25 protein-coding genes are annotated in these 23,555 nt (G+C 66.0%); 8 read left to right on the top strand and 17 right to left on the bottom strand.

Features of this window, described 5'->3' with window-relative positions; translation table 11 throughout:
• Positions 1-56 precede the first annotated feature (56 nt).
• From ACWEKS_RS42975 to ACWEKS_RS42925, 11 genes are all read right to left on the bottom strand, one after another.
• On the bottom strand, positions 57-1,313 hold the full coding sequence (locus ACWEKS_RS42975; RefSeq protein ID WP_452345467.1) for an acetyl-CoA hydrolase/transferase family protein: 1,257 nt from the start codon (positions 1,311-1,313) through the stop codon (positions 57-59).
• Between the two features lies 1 nt (position 1,314).
• The gene (locus ACWEKS_RS42970; protein WP_452345466.1) at positions 1,315-1,557 is read right to left on the bottom strand and encodes a hypothetical protein; all 243 of its coding nucleotides are present in this window, start codon (positions 1,555-1,557) and stop codon (positions 1,315-1,317) included.
• A gap of 11 nt (positions 1,558-1,568) precedes the next feature.
• Positions 1,569-2,054, bottom strand: a complete 486-nt coding sequence (locus ACWEKS_RS42965) for an aromatic-ring-hydroxylating dioxygenase subunit beta (protein WP_452345465.1) — start codon at positions 2,052-2,054, stop codon at positions 1,569-1,571.
• Positions 2,054-3,286, bottom strand: coding sequence for an aromatic ring-hydroxylating oxygenase subunit alpha (locus tag ACWEKS_RS42960; RefSeq protein WP_452345481.1), 1,233 nt, complete (start codon positions 3,284-3,286; stop codon positions 2,054-2,056). The genes ACWEKS_RS42965 and ACWEKS_RS42960 overlap by 1 nt, the downstream gene beginning before the upstream one ends.
• Before the next feature lie 104 nt (positions 3,287-3,390).
• Positions 3,391-5,097: a class I adenylate-forming enzyme family protein gene (locus ACWEKS_RS42955; RefSeq protein WP_452345464.1), complete on the bottom strand. Its 1,707-nt coding sequence runs from the start codon at positions 5,095-5,097 to the stop codon at positions 3,391-3,393.
• Between the two features lie 6 nt (positions 5,098-5,103).
• Positions 5,104-6,729, bottom strand: a complete 1,626-nt coding sequence (locus tag ACWEKS_RS42950; protein WP_452345463.1) for a class I adenylate-forming enzyme family protein — start codon at positions 6,727-6,729, stop codon at positions 5,104-5,106.
• Between the two features lie 15 nt (positions 6,730-6,744).
• A complete protein-coding gene (locus ACWEKS_RS42945; RefSeq protein ID WP_452345480.1) occupies positions 6,745-7,533 on the bottom strand; it encodes an enoyl-CoA hydratase/isomerase family protein in 789 nt (262 codons plus the stop codon).
• On the bottom strand, positions 7,530-8,321 hold the full coding sequence (locus ACWEKS_RS42940) for an enoyl-CoA hydratase/isomerase family protein (RefSeq protein WP_452345462.1): 792 nt from the start codon (positions 8,319-8,321) through the stop codon (positions 7,530-7,532). Before ACWEKS_RS42940 ends, ACWEKS_RS42945 begins: the two co-directional genes overlap by 4 nt.
• Positions 8,318-9,088, bottom strand: a complete 771-nt coding sequence (locus ACWEKS_RS42935) for an enoyl-CoA hydratase/isomerase family protein (protein ID WP_452345461.1) — start codon at positions 9,086-9,088, stop codon at positions 8,318-8,320. Before ACWEKS_RS42935 ends, ACWEKS_RS42940 begins: the two co-directional genes overlap by 4 nt.
• A complete protein-coding gene (gene fabG, locus ACWEKS_RS42930; RefSeq protein WP_452345460.1) occupies positions 9,085-9,825 on the bottom strand; it encodes a 3-oxoacyl-ACP reductase FabG in 741 nt (246 codons plus the stop codon). The genes ACWEKS_RS42935 and fabG overlap by 4 nt, the downstream gene beginning before the upstream one ends.
• Positions 9,822-10,274 (bottom strand): MaoC family dehydratase, encoded by a 453-nt coding sequence (locus ACWEKS_RS42925; protein WP_452345459.1) that lies wholly within the window; start codon positions 10,272-10,274, stop codon positions 9,822-9,824. The genes fabG and ACWEKS_RS42925 overlap by 4 nt, the downstream gene beginning before the upstream one ends.
• Positions 10,275-10,396: 122 nt before the next feature.
• Here ACWEKS_RS42925 and ACWEKS_RS42920 point away from each other — a divergent pair, with 122 nt between their 5' ends.
• Genes ACWEKS_RS42920 through ACWEKS_RS42910 form a run of 3 tightly spaced genes read left to right on the top strand, consistent with a single transcriptional unit; the run spans position 10,397 to position 13,113 of the window.
• A complete protein-coding gene (locus ACWEKS_RS42920) occupies positions 10,397-11,038 on the top strand; it encodes a TetR/AcrR family transcriptional regulator (RefSeq protein WP_452345458.1) in 642 nt (213 codons plus the stop codon).
• Positions 11,039-11,090: 52 nt separating this feature from the next.
• On the top strand, positions 11,091-11,888 hold the full coding sequence (locus ACWEKS_RS42915) for an SDR family NAD(P)-dependent oxidoreductase (protein ID WP_452345457.1): 798 nt from the start codon (positions 11,091-11,093) through the stop codon (positions 11,886-11,888).
• Positions 11,889-11,934: 46 nt separating this feature from the next.
• Positions 11,935-13,113 carry an acyl-CoA dehydrogenase family protein gene (locus ACWEKS_RS42910; RefSeq protein WP_452345456.1) on the top strand — a complete coding sequence of 393 codons (1,179 nt, stop codon included), beginning with the start codon at positions 11,935-11,937 and terminating at the stop codon, positions 13,111-13,113.
• Between the two features lie 42 nt (positions 13,114-13,155).
• Here ACWEKS_RS42910 and ACWEKS_RS42905 read toward each other — a convergent pair whose 3' ends face one another.
• The 3 genes from ACWEKS_RS42905 to ACWEKS_RS42895 all read right to left on the bottom strand — a co-directional run bounded on the left by ACWEKS_RS42905 (position 13,156) and on the right by ACWEKS_RS42895 (position 16,012).
• Positions 13,156-14,439, bottom strand: a complete 1,284-nt coding sequence (locus ACWEKS_RS42905; protein WP_452345455.1) for a diguanylate cyclase domain-containing protein — start codon at positions 14,437-14,439, stop codon at positions 13,156-13,158.
• Between the two features lie 259 nt (positions 14,440-14,698).
• Entirely contained in the window at positions 14,699-15,247 is a 549-nt protein-coding gene (locus ACWEKS_RS42900) for a DUF302 domain-containing protein (RefSeq protein ID WP_452345454.1), read from the bottom strand.
• Between the two features lie 27 nt (positions 15,248-15,274).
• The gene (locus ACWEKS_RS42895) at positions 15,275-16,012 is read right to left on the bottom strand and encodes a hypothetical protein (RefSeq protein ID WP_452345453.1); all 738 of its coding nucleotides are present in this window, start codon (positions 16,010-16,012) and stop codon (positions 15,275-15,277) included.
• Between the two features lie 129 nt (positions 16,013-16,141).
• Between ACWEKS_RS42895 and ACWEKS_RS42890 the strand changes: the two genes are divergently transcribed.
• From ACWEKS_RS42890 to ACWEKS_RS42875, 4 genes are all read left to right on the top strand, one after another.
• Positions 16,142-16,768 carry a TetR/AcrR family transcriptional regulator gene (locus tag ACWEKS_RS42890; protein WP_452345452.1) on the top strand — a complete coding sequence of 209 codons (627 nt, stop codon included), beginning with the start codon at positions 16,142-16,144 and terminating at the stop codon, positions 16,766-16,768.
• 256 nt (positions 16,769-17,024) lie between these two features.
• Positions 17,025-17,516: a nuclear transport factor 2 family protein gene (locus tag ACWEKS_RS42885; RefSeq protein WP_452345451.1), complete on the top strand. Its 492-nt coding sequence runs from the start codon at positions 17,025-17,027 to the stop codon at positions 17,514-17,516.
• A gap of 495 nt (positions 17,517-18,011) precedes the next feature.
• Entirely contained in the window at positions 18,012-18,434 is a 423-nt protein-coding gene (locus ACWEKS_RS42880) for a ribonuclease domain-containing protein (protein ID WP_452345450.1), read from the top strand.
• A gap of 188 nt (positions 18,435-18,622) precedes the next feature.
• Positions 18,623-19,810: an AI-2E family transporter gene (locus ACWEKS_RS42875; RefSeq protein WP_452345449.1), complete on the top strand. Its 1,188-nt coding sequence runs from the start codon at positions 18,623-18,625 to the stop codon at positions 19,808-19,810.
• Between the two features lie 12 nt (positions 19,811-19,822).
• On the opposite strand, the gene ACWEKS_RS42870 is transcribed toward ACWEKS_RS42875, so the two are convergent.
• From ACWEKS_RS42870 to ACWEKS_RS42860, 3 genes are all read right to left on the bottom strand, one after another.
• Positions 19,823-20,746 (bottom strand): universal stress protein, encoded by a 924-nt coding sequence (locus tag ACWEKS_RS42870; protein WP_452345448.1) that lies wholly within the window; start codon positions 20,744-20,746, stop codon positions 19,823-19,825.
• Between the two features lie 126 nt (positions 20,747-20,872).
• Positions 20,873-22,177 carry a family 1 glycosylhydrolase gene (locus tag ACWEKS_RS42865; RefSeq protein WP_452345447.1) on the bottom strand — a complete coding sequence of 435 codons (1,305 nt, stop codon included), beginning with the start codon at positions 22,175-22,177 and terminating at the stop codon, positions 20,873-20,875.
• A gap of 121 nt (positions 22,178-22,298) precedes the next feature.
• Positions 22,299-22,667, bottom strand: a complete 369-nt coding sequence (locus ACWEKS_RS42860) for a YrdB family protein (protein WP_452345446.1) — start codon at positions 22,665-22,667, stop codon at positions 22,299-22,301.
• Positions 22,668-23,281: 614 nt separating this feature from the next.
• Between ACWEKS_RS42860 and ACWEKS_RS42855 the strand changes: the two genes are divergently transcribed.
• Entirely contained in the window at positions 23,282-23,509 is a 228-nt protein-coding gene (locus tag ACWEKS_RS42855; RefSeq protein WP_452345445.1) for a three-helix bundle dimerization domain-containing protein, read from the top strand.
• Positions 23,510-23,555 lie beyond the last annotated feature (46 nt).

Below are 23,555 nucleotides of genomic sequence, written 5' to 3'. Positions count from 1 at the left end.
TGCTCACTTTCACTGTGCCGCTGCGGTTTCGGGCCGCGACGGCGACTACGAGGGGTTCACCACCGGCTCGCCACCGCGCGCAGGATCTCGCGCTGGTCGGGGTGCGCGATCGCGAGCATTCGTTCGCGCCGCTCGGAGAGCGGCAGGCCGCGCAGATCGGCGATGCCGAATTCGGTGACCACGATGCCCGCGTCGCTGCGCGCGATGCTGACCGGTCCGGACAGCCGGTCGACGATCCGGCTGCGCGAGCCTGCTGTCGACGGGAGAGCGATGATCGGCAGACCACCATCCGAGCGTGCGGCGGCGCGCAGGAATTCCCCGCCGCCGCCGACCGCGCCGACGTACCGCCCGCCGGCCACCTCGGCGTTGACCTGCCCGGTCAGATCGACCTCGATGGCGGAGTTGATCGCGACGAAACGGTGCTGTGCGGCAAGGCGTTCCGGATCGTGGGTATACCCGATCGGTCGTAGCGACACGGCCGGGTTGGCGTGCACATGTTCGAACAATCGCCGCGTACCGATCATCACCGCGGCCACGGAGACACCGGGGTCGGTGGTCTTGCGGGTATTGGTCACCACGCCCTTGTCGATCAGTTCGACAGCGGCATCGGTGAGGATGCCGGAGTGGATCCCCAGGTCGTTGCGGACGCCGAGCGCGCCCAGCACTGCCTCGGGCACCGATCCGATTCCGAATTGCAGTGTGGCGCCGTCGGGAACGATGCTCGCGACATGTGCGCCGATGGCCGTCATCTCCGGCGTCGGTGGCGCGGAGGGGCTTTCGGTCACCGGGCGGGAGGTGCGGACCACGATGTCGATGTCTCGATCGGTCAGGTGCCGGGCACCGGGCGTGGCGGGCACCTGATCATTGACCTCGGCGATGACGATTCGCGCGCTGTCGATGGCGGCGGTGAGGTAGTCGTCGGCCAGTCCGAGGCTGTACCGCCCGCGCGCGTCGGGCGGTGCGCACTGCACCAGGACGACGTCGGCGCGCGAGACGAACTCGGGCAGAGTCGAATAATGCCCGGGGTATATCTCGAGCACCCCGGCGGCGGCCAGCGCCCTGTTGCCACCGGTGCCGCAATAGCTGACGAACCGAATGTGGTCGGCATGTTCGGGTTTCACCGTCGCCGCCGCGGGGATGCCGATGAAGCAGGAGATACCGCCCAGAACCGCCCGCTGATCGAGCAGACGCTCGGTCAGCGTCACCGGCTCCGCGCAGGACTGTCCCCAGACGACGAAGTCGCCGGGCCGGATCACAGCGCGGTAGTCCAGTTCCGGTACGCGAACCGCTCGCGGCGGCATGGCATCCGCCATCTCAGTCCTCCCGCCAGCGGTCGGCGGATGGGTCGAGCAGCCGGTGCATGTGGCCCTCGGTGAGCCACACGATGGTTTCCAGTTCGAGGGCGTCCAGGAACCGGATGCGGCCGGACTTCAAGTCCTCCAACCGCAGACGTGGCCCGTTCGCGGTGTCGTCGATGGCGACCCGCACCTGAGCGAATTCACTGTGGACGACACCGAGTTCACGGCTGGCGCCGGCATCCGATCCTGTCCTGTCCATCTGCTGTCCCCTCAGATCAGAAAGCCCATGCTGGGCACGGCTTCCGCGCTGTTGACGAGCATGACGGTCTTGCGGACCAGCTTCAGCTCGCCGTCAACGCGGCGCACCACGTAGGTGTAGCGACCTGCCCAGGTGTGAAGGCCGCGCGGCTTCGACTCGTACAGCACGAAATTCGCGCCCAGGCTGAGGTCGTCACCCTCGACGCCGAGCAGCTCGATGTTCGAGATCGTGCGGCGCAGATTCGACGGCGGCGACTGGGCGTACCGCTTGCCGGTGCGCAGCTGCTGCAGCCGGGTGGAGATGCGGCGGCGGTTGTCGTACATGATCGACACGTGCCGCTCCGGGTCGTAGCCGCCGCCGTCGACGGGCACCCAGTACAGCGCGTCGTCGGTCCACAGTGCCTCCCACGAGTCGTAGTCGTGCTCGTCGGCAAAGCGGGCCTCACGGTAGATGAACTGCTCGAGTTCGCGCAGATCGATTTCGGTCAGGGCAGTCATCACGCCTCCATCAGGCTCTTGTAGTGCTCCCAGAACGCCCGCATCGCGGTCTCGTCCGTGGCTCCGCCGATGCGGAAACCGTTGTCGTCCGTGGTTTCCCGGACGGTGCCGCGTCGCAGATCAAGCCATTCGGGCAGCAGTTGCCCCACGCCGACCTGATTGCGCTCGTACATCTCGGTGTCGTCGGCCAGCAGCATGCCGGCCGGGCCGACCGACCCGATGGACTGCGAGAGCATCCGCTTGTTCAGCTCGTCCGCGCCGTCCAGTTGCACCGAGGTGGAGAACTGGATGCACTCGGTGGCCGAGATCGGCTGGATGTTGAAGACCTGGATCTCCGCGATGAACAGGTTCGGGAAGATCATCACGTGGGGCGCGCCCTCGATCATGATCTCCTCGGCGGCTTCGCCGTGGACCTCCCGCATCTTCGCCACGTACTCCGGCATGCGGTCGGCTGTAGTGCCGAACCAGCGCATGGGCTCGGCGAACTTTCGGAATTCCGGTCGCAGATCGTTCTCGCTGTGCCCGTTACCGAGAGCGCGAGTGACGGCCGTGGAGGAGTCGCTGTAGAGCGGGCCGATGGTGGAGCCGGTCACCGAGAAGATCGAGCCGTGCACGAACTGCGGGTGGTAGCCGTCGGTTTCGTTCTCCGCCAGCAGCTTCCAGTTGGCGTGGGTGCGGTGCTTGAGCCAGCCGTTGTCCAGGCGCACCTTGCCGGTGGGCGAAAGCCGGGCCAGCCGGTCGATCTCGCCGGCGGCGGCGCCGAGATGCTCCAGCAGCGGAGGCACGTCGGCGTTGAAGCTGCCGAACACGAAGCCGTGGTAGCTCTCCACCCGCGGCACCACACCGAGGCCGAGGTTCAGCTTGCCCTTGCCGCCGTACCCCTTGTTGTAGGGGTAGCCGAGCATGTCACCGGTGTTGCTGTAGGTCCACCCGTGGTAGGGGCAGCGGAACGAGCTGGAATTGCCGCGCTGTTCGTCGCACACCAGGTTGCCGCGGTGCGCGCACCGGTTGGTGACCAGATGCACCTCGCCGGCGCGGTCGCGGGTCATGATGATGTCCTGCGGCCCGATGTTCTTGCGCACATAGTCGTTCGGTTCGGGCACTTCGGATTCGTGGCCGACGAAAACCCAGCCGCCGTACCAGATCCGCTCGAGCTCGTCGGCGAACACGGCCGGGTCGGTGTAGAGCGACCCGTGCACCCGCCGCGGCTGGATGAGCCTCGAATAGTCCACTCGCGGAGCCTGATTCGCGACCGGTCCGGTCTCGCAGGCCGCGTCCGGGTCGAAGATCGAATGGTCGCCCGGCTCGCGCACGGCGTCCGGAGGGGTCGTGACCGTCATTTCTGTTGCTCCAATCGTGCTTTGGCGTAATTCACCAGGCGGAATTTCTGCACCTTTCCCGTGGGAGTGGTGGGCAGTTCGCCTGCCGTGAGGAATACGACGTGTTTGGGAACTTTGAACCGAGCGAGATTCGCCTTACAGATATCGATGACCTGCTCGGCGGAAATCTCCGCATCGGGGGCTCGGACGATGCACGCGCATCCCGCGTCACCCCACCGCTCGTCAGGGACACCGATCAGGTAGGCCTGGCTGATCTCCGGGCGGGCGGTGAGCAGTTCCTCGATCTCTTTGGGCATCACCAGTTCGCCGCCGCTCTTGTAGAGCTCCTTGCTGCGGCCGGTGATCTCCAGGTAGCCGTCGGGCCGTACCCGTCCGAGGTCGCCGGAGAAGACCCACCCGTCCCGGAGACCCTTGGCGGTTTCCTCCGGCTTTCCCCAGAATCCGAGCATGCTAGTCGGGCCGCGGGAAACCAGCTCGCCTTCCTCACCGTCCGGCAGCGGCGCGGCGGTGACCGGGTCGACGGTGCGGTAGACCACGAGCGCCCCGTCGTCGATTCCGGCCGCCCCAGCGGATTTCGGCCGACCAGCGGTGGTCGCGGTGAGCTCCAAGGAGTCCTCGGGCCGGGTCAGGGTCATCGCCCCGCCGCATTCGGTCATGCCGTAGCCGGTGACGATCTCCGACGCACCCAGCTCTGCGCGGACCCGCTCCCACAGCCAGACCGGCGCGGGCGCGGCTCCGGACAGCACCGCTGACAGCGACGACAGGTCGAAGCGATGCCGATCCGGATGTTCCAGCAGCGCAACTGTCATGGTGGGGACACACAGGATGTCGTCCGCGCGATGCCGCTCGATTCCCGCGAGGTACTTCCCGGCGTCGAAGGCGGGCAACATGATCACCGCGCCGCCGACCATCGTGGCTGCGATCAAGCCCTCGACATAGCCGAACATGTGGTAGCACGGCAGGGAGAACAGGATCCGGCGGCCGTCGGCGAAGGCGCGGGTGAGCGCGGACGCGAATCCGGTCCGCAGGACGGCGTCGTGGGTGATGAGCACGCCCTTGGGTGAACCGGTCGTTCCGGAGGTGTAGAGGATGTCGCCCACCTCGGCCGGGTCCACCTGGATCCCGGCCGTAGCCCCCGGGTACCGGGCCCCGGCCAGAGCGAGCTCATCCACGGTGAGCACTCCGGCACGCTCCCGGCCATCCGTCGACAACTGAATCACGGTGTGCAGCTGAGGAAGTCGCGACTTGTCCCGGCCGACCCGTTCCCACTCCGGAGCAATCTCATCGAGCATCGCCAGGTAGTCGAGCCCGGCGAAACCGGTCATGGTGATGAGAACCCGGCACTCGGACTGATCGAGCACGTAGGCGAGTTCGTCCGCGCGGTACAGGAAGTTCAGCGGTACAGCGACCGCGCCGGCGAGGGCCACAGCGAACTTCACCGGCACGAATTCCGGGTAGTTCGCCATGAGCACGCCGACGTGGTCTCCGGGACGCACCCCCAGCGCGACCAGGCCGTCGGCGAGCCGAGTCGCCAGCTCGGCGGCCTCTCGGTAGGTCAACGTGCGTTCGTCGGTGATGACCAGCGGCCGATCGCCGAATTCGTCGGCGCACGCGAGCAGCCACTCCCCCAGCGACCGTGGCCGCCACATCGGGAACCGTTCGCCGAGCTGATTTCTCCGAATGTAGAAGTCGTTGTCACTCATAATTCTTCACTCGACCTCGTCGACATCGCCGTCGAGGATCGCCTCGCGCAGCCGGAATTTCTGGACCTTGCCCGACGGGGTGACGGGGAGGGTATCGGCGACGAACCAGCGGCGCGGTGTCTTGAACGGTGCCAGCGTCGTGCTGAGCCGGTTCTTCACCGAGGCCACGAGATCGTCCGGGCGTTCCCCACGCACCACCAGTACAGCGGCCACGGTCTCACCCCACTTCTCGTGCGGGAGGCCGACCACCGCCGCCTGCTGAACCGAATCATGTTCGATCAGACGCGATTCCACCTCTGCCGGAGCGATGTTCTCGCCACCGCTGATGATCATGTCCTTGAGCCGACCGGTCACGGTGACGTAGCCCCGGCTGTCCATCGAGCCGAGATCACCCGTGTGCACCCAGCCCTCGGCGTCCACAGCCGCCTCGGTCGCCGTCGGATCGCGGTAGTACTCGATCATCTGCTGGTACCCGCGGGCGCAGATCTCGCCGATAACGCCCAAGGGAGCGACTCCGGAGCCATTCGAGCCGGCAATCTTCACCTCGACCTGCGGAATCGGGCGGCCCACGGTACCGAGTTGATCGGCGAGCGTGTCGCTTCTGCGGGTGAGAGTGATCACCGGGGCCAGTTCGGTCTGACCGAACAGGTTGTGCACCACCGCACCGAAGACGCGTGCCGCTCCTTCGATCAGCACCTGCGGCACGTTGGCCGCGCCACCGACGATGCTGACGAACCTCGGTGCCGCGGACTCGTTTCCACGCACGGTCTCGAGCAGCGCGCCGAGGATGGTGGGCACGAAGAACAGCACATCGGCGTCCTCGGCCGACGCCCATTCCAGAACCTTCTCGGGAACGAACGTTTCCACCAGCAGGATCGTGCCCGCCATGGCAATCGGTCCGAGTGTCCCGATCACACAGGCGGCCGTGTGGAACATCGGCAATGGATTGACGAAGACCGATCCCTCGGGGATGTCGGCAGCCGCCATGGTCATCCTCGCGACGTTCACCAGCGATCGATGCCGTAGCAGCACGCCTTTCGGATTCCCGGTGGTGCCCGAGGTGTACTGCAGCATCGCGGGCAGGTCGGGATCGATGTCCGGCAGATCACCTTCCGGTGTGCTCGCCTGCCAGCGTGCCGTTTCCGACAGGCTGATCCGCTGCCGCACGCCGGGGACCCGAGCGACCGCCGCGGCCGCCACCGCCGCCATGTCGTAGCCGCGGTGCTGGTCGGCATGAATGAGCACGGCCGTCCCGGAGTGCTCGAGGGCGTAGACCAATTCGCCCTCGCGGAAGGCGGGATTCAGCGCCACGAGCACGCGACCGGCCAGGGCGGCCCCGAATTCGATGATGGGCCACTCGATGACGTTCGGTGACCACAGGGCCACGGAGTCGCCGGGTTCGGTGAGCTCGGTCAGCGCGACCGCGACACGCCGTGCCGCGTCGTAGAGTTCGCCGTAGGTGAGGCGGCACGGCTCCGATCCGCCATGCGGGGTGCCGACCAAAGCCGTTGTTCCGGAATGGTTTCGTGCTCGCTCGGCGAGGAGCGAGCCGGCAGTGTGATCCATGAGCGGCAGGCTGTCGTCCGCCGCCCAATAGGATTCACCGAGATTGCGACCAGCCACGGCTGTCATAGGCATGTGCTTCCGCTATTTCCCGCGAAATACGGGAGTTCTTTTCTCATGGAACGCCGAGACGCCCTCGGCGAAATCTTCGGAGTCGAACAGCTCCACCTGATTGTCGACTTCGTTGTCCAGCACCGTCATCGGATCACGCGGCCAGCGCGCGAACATCTGCTTCAGTGCGGCGACGGCCAGCGGCGGCGCGATGGCCATGCGCTCGGCGTCCGCGAGCGCGGACTCCAATGCCGCGCCCGGAGCGACGACCGCATCGGCCAAGTGGATCCCGGCGGCCTCGGTTCCGGTCAGCCGGGCGGGCAGCAGCATGAGTTCGCGGGCCTTGGCCATACCGACGCGCGCCGGGAGCGAAGCGAAAATGCCCATATCCCCGGCCAGACCGACTCCGGTGAACGCGGTGCTGAACACCGCGTCCGCCGCTGCGACGACGCGATCGCAAGCCAGGGCCAGGGACACACCCGCCCCGAACGCCGCGCCCTCGACCGCAGCGATGACGGGCTTGCCCCCCTGCCAGATGGCACGAACCACGCGCTGAGCAGCCTCGGCGCGCGGGCGGGCTTCCGCCTCGTCCATGCGGCGCATGGTCGAAATATCGCCCCCCGCACAGAATCCCGCGCCCGCGCCGGTCAGCACGATCACTCGCACGCTCGCGTCGGCCATGGCCTCCTCGAGTCGTTCGGCCAGCGCGTATCGCAGAGACAGATCGATGGCATTACGACGCTGCGGCCGGTTCAGGGTGATGATCCGGATCGGACCACGGTCTTCGGTCAGGACCGGTGATTCATTGGCGGACACAGTTATTCACCTCGGAACTTCGGCTCACGGCGCTCGAGGACTGCGGCCAGACCCTCGCGGGAGTCGGCAGTGCCCGACAGTTCGGAGACCGTGCGCGCTTCTTCGGGCAGCCGGTCGGCCAGCGTCGCGCCCACTCCGCCCCACAGCAGGCGCTTGGTTGCGCTGATCGCCATCGGAGCGGTCGTGGTGAATTGGCGCGCGTAGGTCAGAGATTCGGCCTCGAGGTCGGCGGCGGGCACCACCGTGGTCAGCAGGCCGATCTCGAGCGCCTCCGCGGCGTCGAGGACCGGATTGGTCAGCAGAATGTGCATGGCCTTGCGCAGACCGACAAGCTGGGTGAGGGTCACCGAGACGCCCGCGTCCGGCGCCATGCCCACGCGGACCGCACCGGACATGAACTTCGCCGTGTCGGCGGCGATCACGAAGTCCGCGGCGCATACCAGTCCGAAACCGCCGCCACCGGCCGCGAACCCATGGACAGCAGCGATCACGGGCACGTTCAACTGAGTGAGAGCCGATACCGCGATCTGCAACCATGCTGTGGCTTCGCGCAAATAGTCGGGCAGTTGCTCGCCCTTGGATGCGAAGACCTTCACATTCCCGCCGGCACAGAAGTTCTTGCCCGCGCCCGAGAGCAGCACCGCCCGGACTCGCCGATCACCATGCACGGCCAGGATTGCGGAGTGCAATGCCTTCAGGAATGGCACATCCATACCGTTGGAGGTGTCCGGGCTGTTCAACAGCATGCGGGCGATGCCGTCCTCGTCGATGTCGACACGAACCAGATCGGTCATCGGTTGCTCCCTGCGGTGAACGAATCGATCCCGTCCGCCGCGGAACGGCTGGTCAGATGGTCCAGGACCGTCTCGAACTCCAGGCTCAGCCCCTCGGCCAGCGGCAGGCCCAGTCCCTGATTGACGAGCCGTTTGCTCTTGGCCAGGGCCGCGGGGTTCTTCGTGGACAGCTGTTCGGCGAAAACCATGACGCCAGAGTCGAAGTCGGCGGCGGAGTACTTCCGGTAGGCCAAGCCCCAGGCGAGTGCCTCGTCTGCGGTGAGCCGGTCCCCGGTGAGGATGTGCGCCAGTGCACGCTGCCGTCCGACCAGGCGCTGCAGCCGCTGCGTGCTGCCGCCGCCCGGCACCTGCCCGTACCTCGAGTGGATGTCGGCAAGCACGGCGTTCTCGTGCACGAGCACGATGTCGGCGGCCTGCACGAGCTCGAAACCACCGGCGGTGGCATAGCCTTCGACCGCGCAGATCACCGGGATCGGCAGCTCGGCGATGGCGTCGCAGGCGGCTCGGAAGTTGGCGAACAAGGGTGCCATGGCATCTCGGCCTTCTGCACGCAAGCGTTCCAGTTCATGGAAATCGCCTCCCGCGCAGAAGTTTCCACCGCTACCGCGAATCACGACCACCTTCGCTCGCGCTGCGGTTTCGATGAGCGCCAGGTGCAACCGTGCACCCAGCTCGACCGTGATGGCATTCATCCGCTCGGGCCGATTCAGGGTGATGGTGCCGACGTCGCCGATCACCTCGGTCAGTACGCACTCCGACGGCGTCACATCAACCTCCCTCCGCCGACCTCGAGCACCGCACCGGTCATATAGCTGGACAGGTCGGAGGCGAGAAACAGTGCGGCACCGGCCACTTCCCGCGGTTCGCCCGCGCGCTTCATCGGAATGGCCGCCTCGCGTTCGGCGAAGACCTCCGGCGGCATGGCCTCGGTCATGGCGGTGCGGATGAGGCCGGGCTGGATGACATTGACACGAATGTTCTTGTGCGCCAGTTCCTTCGCGCCCGCCTTGGTCATGCCGACGATGCCCGCCTTCGCGGCGCTGTAGTTGGTCTGGCCCGGGTTTCCGGACTTACCCGACAACGAGGACATATTGATGATCGACCCGTGTCCCGCGTCGCGCATGACCGCGGAGGCGGCCCGCAGTCCGAGCCACGTCCCGCGCAGATGCACAGCGATCACGGTGTCGAAGTCGGCCACGGTCATCTTGCGCAGCGACGCGTCCCGGGTGACACCGGCGTTGTTGACGAATACGTCGAGCCCACCGGCCCAGCGCACAGTCTCGTCCACCAGCGTCTGCACCGAATCCTCGTCGGTCACGTTGCAGCCGAGGCCGATCGCGCGTTCACCCAGCGATTCGGCGGCGGCCCGGGCACCGTTTTCGTTCAGATCGGCCAGCACGACCGAGGCGCCGTGCGCGTAGAACAGCTCCGCGATGGCCAGTCCGATACCCCCCGCGGCACCGGTTACCACAGCGGCCTTTCCATCGAGAAGGGCGCCGGTCATGCGATGAACCGCGCGATCGACTCGGCGACACAGGCCGGCTTGGCCGAGCCCTCCACCTCGACGGTGGTGATCATCTTCGCCTGGATACCGCCCGGCACCTCGTCGACGGAGTCGAGAGTGGTGGTGGCCCGCACTCGCGAGTTCACCGGCACCGGCGAAATGAAGCGCACCTTGTCGAAGCCGTAATTGACTGCCATGGAGAGCTTTTCGATCGTGTAGAGCTGGTGGTTGAGCACCGGCAACAGCGACAGGGTCAGCAGTCCGTGCGCGATGGTGCCCTTGAACGGCCCCTCGGCAGCCCGCTCCGGATCGACATGAATCCACTGGTGGTCACCGGTCGCATCGGCGAAGGTGTCGATTCGCTTCTGGTCGACCTCGAGCCATTCGGTGGTTCCCAGGGGTGTCCCGGCAGCGGCCGCGAACTCCTCGATGGTGGCGAAAACTCGCACGTCAGCACTCCTCACTAGACTTTGAATTTAATATAGATTTGAATGATCGATAGGTCAATCCTGCACCACCTCGGCCCCGGCCGTGACCGAACCGGCCGCAGGCGAAGATCGGAGGCACCGACATGGCACAACCGGTCACCGACGAGAGCGCGGAAACGAAGTCCACTCGAACGCGCAAGCGCATACTCGACGCGGCGGCATACATACTCAGCCGCAAGGGCTACGCGGGCGCCCGGCTGTCCGAGGTCGCCGAACGCGCCGAGCTGCAAGCGCCCGCGATCTACTACTACTTCCCCTCGCGCGACGACCTCGTCGAAGAGGTCATGTGGTCGGGCATCGCCGACATGCGCGAACATGTTTCGGCGATCCTGGACACGCTGCCGTCGAAGACGCCGGCCATCGAGCGGATCATGGTCGCGGTCGAGGCCCACCTGCGCCACGAACTCGAGATCTCCGACTACACCACCGCCTCCATCCGGAACGCCGCACAGGTACCGGACAGCATCCGCGCCCGACAGCAGGCCGAGGAGACCGCCTACGGCAGGGTCTGGAAGAAGCTGTTCCAAGACGCCGCAGCCGCCGGCGAATTGCCCGGCCAGCTGGATCTGCGCACCGCACGCATGCTGATTCTCGGAGCCCTGAACTGGGCCGCGGAGTGGTGGACACCCGAGGCAGGGCCGCTGGACACCGTGGTCCAGACCGCGCAGACCATCGTCCGCTGCGGACTCGGCGCTGGAAGCGCCCGCTCCGCCCTGGATGTTTAATTGAACGTAAATTAGACTCTGATTTCGGTCATAGACGAAGGAGTTGGACCGCATGGATCTGCAGCTGCGCAACGCCCGTGTTCTCGTCACCGGCGGCGGCTCCAATATCGGGCGTGGCATCGTGCACGGCTTCGCCCGCGAGGGTGCACGCATCGTCATCAGTGACATCGATGCCGAACAAGCGGAGAAGGTCCGGGGCGAAGCACTCGAACTCGGCGCTGCCGCGGTCGAAGTCGCGGCCGGGGACCTCACCGCCGAGGGTGTCGCGCACGATGCGGTGGATCGGGCCGTCCAGGGTTGGAACGGGCTCGATGTGCTCGTGAACAACGCCGGGTGGAGCGTGCCCGGGTTCATCGCCGAGGACACCGATCGCGCCAAGTGGCAGCGCACCGTGGAGGTCAATCTCTACACAGCGATCGCGGCCACCCAGGCCGCTATTCCGGCGATGCAGGGGGCCGGCGGCGGCTCGATCGTGTTCATCTCCAGTGATGCCGCGTTCGGACAGATCCGGCAGGGCGTCTACGGGGCCACGAAGGCGGCGCTGATCGCGTTGGCACGCACCACCGCCCGCGAGCACGGCCGCCACGGCATCCGCTCGAATGTCGTCTGCCCTGGACTGGTCATCCCCGAAGGGCCCGACGCGGTCGGAAAAGACAGCCTCTGGGCCGCGGGTGAGGACTCGGTGTTCAACGAGAAGCAGATCGAGTTCCTCCGCAAGGACATTCCGCTGCGCCGCCTGACCAAGGCCGAGGACATCGCCAATGCCGTGTTGTGGGTGTCTTCCGATGCCGCCGCCCGTCAGGTCACCGGGCAGGTGTTCTCGGTCAGCGGCGGCTACACCATGCCCTGACTCCGGCCACACCCCACGCGATCACACCATCACGAGCGGAACTTACATGGATACAACAGCTTTCGACCTCTCCCCTGCCCAAGCCGACATCCAGGCCCGCGCCCGCGCCTTCGGCGAGAAATGGGCGCCGCTGGCCACACAGATCGACCGCGAGGACTGCGCGCCGATCGCCGACATGGTGCGCGACACGGTCGACATGGGATTGGCCGGGATCACGATTCCCGTCGAGTACGGCGGTAAAGGCCTGTCCGCCATCGAGTTCGCACTCGCGATCGAATCCGCGTGCCGCGCGATGAAGTCCTGGATGGCAGGAGACATCCTGTTCGCCACCACCTGCACCGGACCGTCGGTGATCATGATGTCGGACAACGAGACCGCCCACGCGAAGTATCTGCCGCGTATCGCCGCGGGCGAACTGACCGCCTCGATCGCGCTGTCGGAGCCCGCACACGGCTCCGCGGTCACCGACATCGAGACGGGCGCGGTAATCGATGGCGACGAGATCGTCATCAACGGCAGCAAACGATTCATCACCGGCGCACCGGATTACGACCTGTACATCACCTTCGTTCGGTGGAATGACACACCCGGCATGAAGGGCATCGGCGCCGTGATCGTCGAAAAGGGCACGCCCGGCTTCACCCTCGGCAACGGACCGGAGTACATGGGTTCGCGCGGTTCCAAACACGGCGACCTCACCTTCACCGACTGCCGCATCCCCAAAGAGAACCTCCTCATGGGCGAGGGTTCCTTCCCCACCCTCATGCAGGCCTTCAATATGGAACGCCTCTACATCTCCGCGCTGTGCCTGGGCCTCGCCCAAGGCGCGTTCGACGAGGCCGTGGCCTACTCGAACGAGCGAACCCAGTTCGGCCGCCCGGTCAACGAGTTCCAGGCCATCTACCATCTGATCGCCGAGATGTGGACCCAGATCGAGTCGGTCCGCTACCTCACCTACAAGGCCGCAATGACCGCCGAGAAGGGTAAATTCCCGAAGCCCTTGGACGTCTCGGTCGCCAAACTTCACGCCGCGGACGTGGGCCGCGACGTCTGCTGGAAGGCCATGCAGATTCTGGGTGGCAACGGCTTGGTCACCGGTTTCCCACCGGAACGATGCTTCCGCGATGTCATCGTCTCCTCCATCGCCGGCGGCACCATGCAGGTCCTGAAGAACACGATCGCCGCCCAGCTCCTGGGCAAGAAGCTCGACCAGCGCCGGTCATAGCCGACAGCGACCGAGCTCCACAAGATCTCACCGTCCAGGGAGTCACAGCAGCGGCCGTGTCGGACCCGGTCCGGGATGGACGGTGTGTAGCACCACCTGGCCCAAAGCGTGGGTCTTGGCCTGGTACAGGCTCGCGTCGGCGGCGTCGAGCAGCGTTTCGGCGTCGGTGGCCATGGCCGGAGTGACCACTGCCCCGATACTGGCCGACACCGCCAGCCGGTGGCCACCGACCTCGACGGGCTCCGACAGTGCGGATAGCAGTCTGTCCGCGACCGCCGCGACGCGCCGGCCGCCGGCCGGAGGCGGAACCAGCACCACGAACTCGTCGCCACCGAGTCGCGCCACCGTGCAACGCTCGTCGCCGACACCGTCCCAGAGCCGGGCCGCGACGGCGACCAGCACCTGATCACCCACGCCATGGCCGTACCGGTCGTTCACGTACTTGAACCGGTCCAGATCGATGAAGCACAGCCCGGCCTGATCGTCGGGCACCGAGCTGTCGATCATGGCATCGATGCGCTCGAGCAGGTGCCGTCGGTTCGACAGCCCGGTCAGCGGATCGTGGCGGGCCTGGCGATGCAGTTCCTCCTGCAGCCGGTGCCGCTCAGTCACGTCCTCACCGACCGTGAGCAGATAGTCCCGGTCGCCCGGAGCCCCCTGGATATAGGTGACCTTGAACGCGGCCCAGCCCATGCTCCCGTCGGCGCGGATGAATCGGTGCTCCAACTCGAGCGCGCCCCCGCGCGCCGGGACCAGTTTCTCGAAGACCGCCGCGAGGATGTCGTCGCGATCGTCCGGGTGACTGTGGTCGAAGACCGAGATGTCGTGCACGATCTCCGACGGAATTCCAATCAGGTCGGTGAACCTTTTGTTCGCGACCAGCAGAGTGCCGTCGACCTCGCCGATGGCCGCGGCCACCGAGACGTGTTCGAACATGATCCGGTAGACATCGGGGCTCAAGGGCTCGCGCGCCGGACCGCCCGCGTCCGGCGCCGCGGCGTGCCTGATATCGAGCGACCGCGCTCGATGTCCCGAGCCCAGCGCCGCCAGCACCGCGGCGAGCCGTTGTCCCGCTTCACTCTCGGCGCCGTGATCCACCACCGTGTACAGCACCCGCGCGGAGATCAGCGGCACATCCGGATCCGTGAGACCGAGATCCGCCAGCGCCGCACCCACCCGAGCCCCCACCCCCGGTTCGAACTCCTCCGCAGCCACCCCGGTGATCACTTCCGCGGCATACACTCCCAGCAGCTCTCGGTCGGCCGACCACCCGCGGTCGGTCAACGCCTGCCACCACAGCCCGGCCACCTGCCCGGCATCGTTCATCAGCGCCCTTTGATCGTTGCCCCGCCTCCGCGCACACCACAGGCCCGTCAGGCGGTAATCCTCCAGCAAATCTACCGATCACAGCACCCACGCGGAGTACCTGAACGATGCCACGTTGGAATCGCCGCAGATCGGCGCTGGTGGCACTGACCGCACAATAGAGTCCGACGCAGACGCTGGCCCCTGAGTGCTAGACGGGGTTGTCCGATCATCAAGGGATTCGTCTCCGGCATAGCTAGTTTCCAGGCGGCCGGGCGAACTACACGGTCTGCTGGGATAGTTCGTCCGGCACCTCTACGCCGAGGAGCGTCAGCAGCGCGGCGATCTTCTGGTCGAGGAGTCGGCCGACCGCGGTGATGTTTTCGTCGCCGAAGGTGTCGAAGCGGGTCGACGGCTGGTCGAAGCTGACGAACGTCCGATCGTTGTCGGTGTAGATGGCGACGCGGATCGGTGCGTAGAGCATCACGCCCGGATCGTGGCGGAACATGCGTTCCGCGATCAGGTTGTTGCCCACCATGAAGGTGACCAACTGTGCGGTGCTCCCCCGCAGCGCCATCATGGCAGTCGGGTCGAAGGTCCAGAAGTTGGCGAAGGAGTTCGGTGTTCGCGCTTCGGTGTACTTCTTCACCCGTTCCAGATCACCGGTTGCGATCAATTGGCTCAGCTCGTCGAGTTCGATGTCGGGGACCAGCTGCTCGAAACGCGTACGCAGCTCCTCGAACGTGGCGTCGACTGCGATGGTGATCCGGTTCACCTCGTGCCGAACACGTTGGACGCGAGCGCTTTTGTCGATGGGGGTGGTGCTCATTGTGCTTCCTTTTCTGCCGAGGAGTATTCAGGCCGGGACGGCCGCGACGGGCACGGTGGCCCGCAGCTTGGCCAGCGAGATGACGTGGAAGACGAACAGGATGGGAACTCCGGTCGTCGGGATGAGCACCAATGGCAGCATCGACAGTGGCTGTGTCGATGGCGTCAGGTGCAGCAGCTGGCTACGCCCCGGTCCGCCCAGAAAGCCGACGGCGAAGGCGTACAGGAAGTCGATCAATCCGAATACGTTGAGCCAGAGGATACTTCGGGTTCGACCTTCAGCATGTGGACTGCGGATCAACCATGACGCAGCCAGACCTATTGCTATATCACCGATTCCGGCCGGAAGTGCGAACGCAGGCGGCAACTCACCCAACGCCATTGCGGTCAAGAAGACGATGCCGATGAAGCGCGCTTCGTGCGGCCGGACCAAAGTTGCGGCAATACCTGGATGAGAAAGCATCTGCTGGATCAGCGGTAGTCGGGAACTCGCCAGCAGGACGACGATCGGCGCGAGGATCGCCACGCCCAGCCACGGTTTGACCGTGTCCTCGTCCAGCCGTAGGACGTTGTTGGCCGCCAGCACGACGACCGTGGCCGTCCAAGCCATCCAGCCCGCATAGAAGACGATCGAAATTCGTTGCGCCACAACCCTGTCGATGCCGACCTCGATGGCCGACGACCGCAAGGTGCGGGCGGTGACAAGAACTATCGCGACCAGCCCGATGATCTCGAGCGCCCAGAGATAGAGAGTGGCAGAGGACATCACATGCTCCGCTCGATGTTTCAAGAGTGCCGTTCAGTCGAACCAGCAGGATGTAACCACTGGTTACATACGAGTGTGCGAGAAAATGTGACCGTTGTCAACATCCTGTATCCGTGAAATCCTTACCCCATGGGTCAGGCCACCACCAGTCGCGATCGTGCGAAGCCGTACCACCACGGCGCCCTGCGCGCGACCTTGATCGAGGCCGGTATCGCCCTGGCCCGCGAGGGCGGCCCAGACCGGGTGATCCTCCGCGAAGCCGCGCGAGCCGCCGACGTGACACACTCAGCCGCCTACCGCCACTTCACCGACCGAGAAGCACTCCTCGCCCAGGTAGCACATCACGCTCGCCAGGCCCTCGCCGCCGAGATGCGCCACCAAGTAGCCCGCACCAACGATCCCCGCCTCCGCCTCCGCGCAGTCGGCACCGCCTACGTCCACTTCGCCCTCGCCGAACCAGGCCTGTTCCGCACAGCCTTCATCGCCTATCCCCCGGCACCCGAGCTCCCCCCAGCAGCCCTCCCCACCGATGAATGCGGCCCCTTCGAAATCCTCGGCCAGGTCCTCGACGAAGTCCAAACCGCAGGCCTCCTCAACCCAATCCGCCGCCCCGGCGCCGAAATAGCCGCATGGTCAGCAGTACACGGCCTCGCCGGCCTACTCCTCGACGGCCCACTCCCCGCCACACCCGAGCACATCGAACACTCACTCGAGCGAGTACTGGACGCAATCGAGCGCGGCCTCTTGACTCTGTAAGTCACGCCCGGTGAACAAAGCCTCCCGTCCACACAAAAGAATCAGACCATGGGCGACGGAAGCCAGGTTTGACACAGAGAGCATGGCCGGAATCACCGGGCGGCAACGCGCCTGCGACCGCGTCGATCCGGCTCTGAACATCGGCGTCGCGAGTCTCAGCTGTTCACGATGGACGGCTGCTTGACGGATTTAAGCGATAGTGATTAATTCGTGGGTGTGTGCCGGATCGGCACGCACCGACGAAAAGAGATGCACCATGGGCAAATTCAGCCGGGCCGAGCTGGAAGAAGCGCTGCACCACTACAGCCGGGTCGTCGACCGCTGTTCCGAGACCGGGGACTGGGGGCCGTTCGCGGATCTGTTCGTCGAGGATGTCGAGTACATCGAGCACGCCTACGGCACCTTCCATCATCGGGAGGATGTGCGTGCGTGGATCATCGAGGTCATGAAGCCGTTCCCGCACATGCGCTTTCCGCACGAGTGGGTCGCCTATGACGAGGACAATGACGCCATTGTGGTCGGTATCAAGAACCTTCTCGACCATCCCACCGAGGCGGGCGTCGAGTTCTGGTTCCCCAATACGACCCGCCTGGTCTACGCGGGTGACGGCCTGTTCGCCAGCGAAGAGGACATCTACAACCCGGCCCGCGACGCCGCCCGCGTCATCGGTGAATGGATCCGGGCCGGGGGCGTGATGTTGTCCGCTCCGCAGGTCGAGATGAAGTACATCGTCAAACCCTCCATGTAGTCGCCCACCGCATCGACCTGCACCGGTTAGCGGTGGTATCTCACCGCGGCGGCATGGTGACCATGCGGCTCGCGGGGCACGGCTGGGGCGAAAGTCTTCGAGCGCGTGCGACGTTCGCACCAGCACACACCGGCGACGGCGAGATAGGGTACCCGCGTAGACGATCACGATCGCGGCATCGAGAATGATTGAGGGGCATCGGTTCTCGCGATTCCGAGCTGATCTACACCGGCCGGGGACCGGTGGGGCTTGCTGCCACGTCCACCATGACCGGTGGGCTGGCGGCGGCGTGCTCACACCGGCCGCGGCCATGGGCACGCCCCTGACGAAGCGCCTCATCGCGGCAGGGGTCGACCTGAGCGTGACGGAGATGTGAGATCGATGGCGGGCCATGGGACGGCGGGGGCCGCGAGCCTGTTCCATCCGGTCCGCATTCACTCGTACGACAGCTCGACGTGAGGGCCGATTCAGACCCATATGACACCGTGGGCACTCATGACGGTGGAGACGATCGCGTTGAGAACGTTGTGGGGTAAGGCAATTGCTATCGCTTCGGTTGCACTCGCCACGGTGGCATTGCTGTTGTCAGGCGGGCACACGGAGCGGGTGGCCCAGCACTCGACGGTGGCCGGTGTCGAGGTGCGCCTGGTGGACTCCACGGTTCCCCAGCGAGCCTGGACAACATTGAGTCTGATCGACCAAGGCACCTGGCCACCGGCCGACTGTCCCGGAACCAAGGGCGGTACCACATGGCAGAACAGAGGCGGCCAGTTGCCCGATGGTGTCGGCTATCTGGAGTGGGATGTCAACTGCAAACAACCAGGCCGATCCCGCGATGCGGAGCGGATCGTGACCGGCAACGACGGTTCGGCGTGGTACACAGGCGATCACTACGCCAGTTTCACGAGAATGCGCTGATCGCACTGCGCCACGTGGAGTAGCGGCTCGAAGATGTGGCAGGTTCGAGGGTATGACCGCGGCAGAGGCGGGATTCCGCTCGATCGAGCGACCGTCGGCGCTGGGCTGTAGCAGCTTCCGCGCGGCCGGAACACGCGGGCACACGCGCACTGCGGCGCCGATCGCCCGGACGCCAGTACGTTTGCGGAGTGCCCCAGGACGAATCCGACTCCGGAGAGCGGGAGCGGAGCCCCGACGACGCTGCCGCGGAGGTCAGGCCGGACCGGCTGGTCGCGTCGGTGATCCCGGCCTGGTTGCCGCGGGCCTATCTGCTGGCGGCGGCCACGGTGGCCGGGATCGTCATCACCTTCTGGGGGCTGATGCGCCTGCGCGGTCTGCTGACGGTGCTGGTGGTGTCGTTGTTCCTGGCCTTCGCCATCGAACCCGCGGTGAACTGGCTGGCCGCGCGCCGCTGGAAACGCGGTGCGGCGACGCTGGCGGTGTTCGTGGTGGTGACCGTGGTGCTGGTCGGATTCGTTTGGACCATGGGCGAATTGGTGGTCGGTCAGGTGACGACACTGATCGAGAACCTGCCGCGGGATATGCACAGTGCGGTCACCTGGATCAACAGCACGTTCCACACCGACCTCTCGGTCACCGATATCACCGATCGCACCTCGGACATCAGCTCGAAACTGCGGTCCTGGGCGCTGGACCTGGCCGACGACGTCTGGGGCATCGGCACCACGGCACTCGGCGTGCTGTTCCAGGGCCTGGGCGTGCTGCTGTTCACCTATTATTTCGCCGCGGACGGACCGCGCTTCCGCAATGCGGTGTGCTCACTGCTGCCGCCGCAGCGGCAGCGACATGTGTTGCGCGCCTGGGATATCGCGGTCGAGAAGACGGGCGGCTACATCTACTCGCGGGCGCTGCTCGCGTTCTGCTCGGCGCTGGCGCACTATGCGGCGATGCGGGTGCTGGGCATTCCGTCGGCGTTCGCACTCGCGCTGTGGGTGGGCGTGGTGTCCCAGTTCATTCCGACCGTGGGCACCTACCTCGCGGGTGCACTGCCGGTGCTGGTGGCGCTGGCCCACAATCCACGGTCGGCGCTGTGGATTCTCGGATTCATCGTCGTCTACCAGCAATTCGAGAACTACGTCCTGCAGCCGCGCATCACCGCGACCACCCTCGACATGCATCCCGCGGTCGCCTTCGGCGCGGTTCTCGCCGGCGCGGCGCTGTTCGGAGCGACGGGCGCACTACTCGCCATCCCGGTGACAGCCACCGCGCAAGCCTTCCTGGCCGCGTACGTCCGTCGCTACGACGTGGAGATTCCACCGGCACCCGAACCCGCACACCGAACTCGTTCCCGACACCGAGCCCCGAACGCCGAATAGCGCACCTGCCGCTTACGACTCGGGGTGGACCACCATGACCGGACAGTTCGCGCGCTGCACGAGCGCATTGCTGGTGGAGCCGAGCAGCATGCCGGCGAACCCGCCCCGGCCGCGGCTGCCGACAACCAGCAGCTGGGCCCCCTCGGACCAGGTCAGCAGGTGCTCGACCGGATCGGCGAGGTGGATGTCACGGGTGATCTCGACGTCGGGGTACTTGTCCTGCCACCCGGCAAGCCGTTCGACCAGCAGCGCCCGCTCCGCCTCGGTCGCTTGCGCGGCCTCGATGGAGGTGTCGATGAATCCCGAGTACCGGGCCAGGTACAGGTCGCTCCACGCGTGCACAGCCACGAGCCGCGCGTTGCGCACGGACGCCTCGTAGAACGCGGCGCCGACCGCCGCGTCGCTGACCGGGCTGCCGTCGACGCCGACCACGACCGGCGCCGTGCGGCGGTCCACCCATTCGGGGTCGTCGTCGCGCACCACGACCACCGATCCGGCCGCCTGGCTCGCCACCGAGATCAGGATGGAACCGATCCGGTTCAGGCCCCGGCGTTCGGCCGGACCGCCGACCACCGTCATATGGGCGGTGGCAGAGAGGTCGATCAACATCCTCGCCGGATGCTGCGGGGACACCTCGGTGCGCACCATCACGGCCGGCGCGGCCTTTTCGGCGACCTCCCGGGCCTGTGCCACCAGATCGGCGCCGAAAGCCTGAATCGATTGCTCGACTTCGGAATTCACACTCGAAAAGGTGCTCATCACCCCCACGATCACATTCACATTCGTGCCGTGCGCGATCAACAGTTCGCGGCCGTGCGCCGCCGCGGTCTCCGCCGCCCAGCGCACGGCCGACAGCGCGGCCGGAGAATCATCGACGCCGACCACGATCGGTGCGGTGGATATCGAGTGCGGATCGCGCGACTTCGGGGAACTCATGACTTGCCCACCTCCTGGGATGCCGTGAACCGAGCAGAACCAGTGGGTCTCGCGAACCTGAACATAGCACCGCCCACCACCCCGACCTGGAATCGCCACTACAAGTGGCAGGCAGCGGGGTGTGGGTCAGCGGCCCGGGACGGTTACCGGGTTGAAGCAGCTGGAGGGGAGGTCCTGGATGGAGCAGAGGGCCGGTGGGCGGGTGGGGAGGTAGTTGGCGGGGACGCCACCGGAGGTGGCGATGTCGCGGTAGGCGGGGACGGCGGCGGTGGGGTGGCGGGTCAGGGTGGGGTCGGTGGTGACGTCGACGGTGTAGAGGCCGAAACGTGGTGAGTAGCTGCCCCATTCGTAGTTGTCGGTGATGCTCCAGTAGTTGTAGCCGATGACGTTGATGCCGTCGGCCTTGGCGCGCTGGACCCAGTAGACGGTGTCGCGCAGGTCGTCCTCGCGGGTCATGCCGTCGGTGGTGGGTGAGCCGTTGTCGGAGGGCATGCCGTTCTCGACGATGTAGAGGGGGCGGCCCGGGAACTTCTGCGCGTATCGGCGCAGGACGTAGTAGATGCCGTCGGGTTCGAGGACGAGGCTCGAGGGCTGGTTGGTCAGCAGGGCCGCCAGATTCGGCGGATTGGTCAGGGATCCGCCGTAGTAGTAATCGATTCCGATGTAGTCAAGCTTGTCCGCGATCCGGTCGACGAACGACGCGTCGGCTTGTGCCGTGCCGATGGCCGAGAAGGCGATATTGCTCGTGACCATCGCGCCGGGCTGCCGGAGGTGGATGTGGTCGTAGATCGCGCGGTGCGCGGCGACCATCCGATCGATCATGGGTGCGACGTCGAGCGCGCCGAGATCGCCGATCTGCTGCTCTTTCCCGGCATAGGCGAGCGGCTCGTTGAAGGTGACCCACAGCGGATCGAAGTGCGCGTAGCGGTCCACGACCGCGCGGGCGTTGGTGAGCCAGTCATCGACCATGCCCGGGTTGCGCCAGCCGCCGCGATCGACCTCCCAGCCCGGGAACACCCAGTGGTCCAGCGTGATCATCGGCCGGATTCCGGCCGCGCGAATCCGCGCGATCATGCTGTCGTAGAAGGAGAAATCCCATTCGCCCGGATTCGGTTGCACCCGGGCCCATTCCACGCTGATCCGGTAGACGCCGACACCGAGGTCGGCCGCGTGCTGGATATCCTCATCGTAGCGATGAAAGAAGTCGACCGAATTGCGGTAGTCCTCGGCGCGTCCGGATCCCGCGTAACGGCTCCAATTGCTGTCCGGCGCGAAGCCTTCACTCTGAAACCCGGAACTGGACACTCCCCAGAGGAAATTGCCGCCCACCGGCGGTAGCCCCGGATCGGCGGCAACCCTCCCGGGCGTGGCGACCATGCACCAGGCGGTGAGAACGATACCTGCCAGTGTGAACAGTGCACGTTGTCCCATCGCATCGAGATTACCTCCCGGAGAACCGGTCTCGGGGCACTCTGACCAGATCGAACCCCGTTCTCGGTCCCGCATCCGGAAAGTCACACAGCCCTCGGACCGCTCACGACGAGAGCTCGACTCAATGCGCAATCAGCCAGCCGACTCGGTCATACGCGAGGACCTGGTACAAGACCAAGACAACCGCCGACACGAGCGCCGCCATCGACAGCCCCGCACCCCACAGCGCGACCGCCCCGCCACCCAGCACGAGCACTTCGATCACCAGCCGCACAACGCCGGGCACGGCAACCGTCGCTTCCCCGTTCCGGCTCGGATCGCCCGGCACGGCAAACGTCCCCCACACCGCCGCCACCACGATCGGCAGTACCAACACCAGCACAAACCGCCACGGCGCATCGAACCCTCGCCACCCCAGAATTCCGAACGACACCACAGCGGTCAGCTCGAGCAGAAATCGCACACCGAGCATGAACGGGTTCAACGACATCCGACAATCCTCATCATTCACATCCCCATCTCGCCCGAGGACACCCACCGACCCTACGAGCAGCCACCGCCCCGCCCGGTGGTCAATTCGCGCCGAAAAGGTGACCGAACGTGACAATGAGCTCGCGGCCAGCCGTCCTCCCGGCAGAATCTGTTGTAGCGGACAGGATTTGGTCGTCTTTGCCCGGTTGTTCGGCACGCTGAGCGGTGCGGTGCCGTCCGTGATGACCGCGGTGTCGCGGCGCCGAGCCTGCCGGTCCCTGCGTGGCTCGACGAATGGACTGCGCGGGAGCATCTGGCCGAGGTTCGGGAACGAGCCCGGCCGCTTCCCACCCGATAGCTCTGGCTGTGCCGGTACCGATTCGAATGGCGTTGTTGCAAATGAAATTTCATTTGCATTTCTCATCCGCAAGCGGCCAGGACCTGGTGTGCCTAGTGCGCGACAAAATGTGCCAGAAAGCGGTTCCGGGGCGAAAAGCTCGTTCTTTGCCGCAACACTCGAGGGGCACGGTCCGGGGTGAGCGCACCCCGGACCGTTGTCCACTTCGCTGGTCATCCGTTGGGACGGGACGGGTGTCGGCGCACGAACGCTGGTGATGGAGGCGAACTCACGGTATGACGGAATCCGATGAAGAGCAGCAGATGAGCGACCTTGCCGCGCGGCTGTCCAATCGATTTCCTGATTTGGCGGCTCGGGTCGTCGGGGAGGTGGTTCGGGGTATTCATCGGGATTTCGAGGGGCACCGGGTTCGGGAGTTCATTCCGCTGCTGGTGGAGCGGATCGCCGAGCGGCAGTTGAGCCGTCGGGTGTGCTACAGCTCGGCCGTGCGGGTCGACGGGTAGCAGGGTTGTCCAGCGGTGGTGCCGGCTCCCCCCTACCGGAGCCGGC

The organism is Nocardia sp. NPDC004711 (assembly GCF_053601595.1).
This window is presented reverse-complemented; position numbering and strand designations above follow the sequence as displayed.